Source organism: Oceanobacillus polygoni, from assembly GCF_008304605.1.
GTDB lineage: Bacteria > Bacillota > Bacilli > Bacillales > Amphibacillaceae > Oceanobacillus > Oceanobacillus polygoni.
In genome coordinates this window covers 1-1,600 of sequence record NZ_PIJY01000009.1, presented here as the reverse complement: position 1 = coordinate 1,600, position 1,600 = coordinate 1, and the positions used below count along the sequence as shown (strand labels likewise).

Genomic DNA, 1,600 nt, shown 5'->3' with positions numbered 1-1,600 from the left:
TCCATCGGTGCGCATTCCTTATCCTACTGCGTCCCCCCATCGCTCAAACAATCATGAGGTGGTACAGGAATATCTACCTGTTGTCCATCGCCTACGCCTTTCGGCCTCGGCTTAGGTCCCGACTAACCCTGAGAGGACGAGCCTTCCTCAGGAAACCTTAGGCATTCGGTGAAAGAGATTCTCACTCTTTTTTCGCTACTCATACCGGCATTCTCACTTCTAAGCGCTCCACCAGTCCTCACGGTCTGACTTCACAGCACTTAGAACGCTCTCCTACCATTGTTCGTAAGAACAATCCGCAGCTTCGGTGATACGTTTAGCCCCGGTACATTTTCGGCGCAGAGTCACTCGACCAGTGAGCTATTACGCACTCTTTAAATGATGGCTGCTTCTAAGCCAACATCCTGGTTGTCTGGGCAACTCCACATCCTTTTCCACTTAACGTATACTTTGGGACCTTAGCTGGCGGTCTGGGCTGTTTCCCTTTCGACTATGAACCTTATCACCCATAGTCTGACTCCCAAGTAAAAGTAACTGGCATTCGGAGTTTGACTGAATTCGGTAACCCGGTGAGGGCCCCTAGTCCAATCAGTGCTCTACCTCCAGTACTCTATTTCTTGAGGCTAGCCCTAAAGCTATTTCGGAGAGAACCAGCTATCTCCGTGTTCGATTGGCATTTCACCCCTACCCACACCTCATCCCCGCATTTTTCAACATACGTGGGTTCGGGCCTCCAGTCAGTGTTACCTGACCTTCACCCTGGACATGGGTAGATCACACGGTTTCGGGTCTACGACCACATACTCATTCGCCCTATTCAGACTCGCTTTCGCTGCGGCTCCGTGTCTTCCACTTAACCTTGCATATGATCGTAACTCGCCGGTCCATTCTACAAAAGGTACGCCGTCACCCATTAACGGGCTTCGACTACTTGTAGGCACACGGTTTCAGGTTCTATTTCACTCCCCTTCCGGGGTGCTTTTCACCTTTCCCTCACGGTACTGGTTCACTATCGGTCACTAGAGAGTATTTAGCCTTGGGAGATGGTCCTCCCGGATTCCGACGGAATTCCACGTGTTCCGCCGTACTCAGGATACACTCCGGAGGGAATTCTCTTTCAACTACAGGGCTCTTACCTTCTTTGGCTGACCGTTCCAGGTCGATTCATTTAAAGAATTCCTTGGTAACTCCAATGGAATGTCCTACAACCCCAGAAAGCAAGCTTTCTGGTTTGGGCTCTTTCCGTTTCGCTCGCCGCTACTCAGGAAATCGATTTTTCTTTCTCTTCCTCCGGGTACTGAGATGTTTCAGTTCCCCGGGTCTACCTCATGCACCCTATGTATTCAGATGCATGTACTGTTCCATTACGAACAGTGGGTTCCCCCATTCGGAAATCCCCGGATCAAAGTTTACTTACAACTCCCCGAGGCATATCGGTGTTAGTCCCGTCCTTCATCGGCTTCTAGTGCCAAGGCATCCACCGTGCGCCCTTATTCACTTAACTAAGTTACAGTAAATAAGCGTACTAATTTATTAGCCTTGCTTTTTATTTAAAAATATTGATGTCGTTGTTACTCTTATTTAGTTTTCAAGGTACAAA

General features: G+C 48.9%; 1 rRNA gene. It reads right to left on the bottom strand.

From position 1 onward, the window contains the following. A 23S ribosomal RNA gene (locus F1560_RS03775) occupies positions 1–1,504 on the bottom strand; the annotation flags it as partial. Positions 1,505–1,600 lie beyond the last annotated feature (96 nt).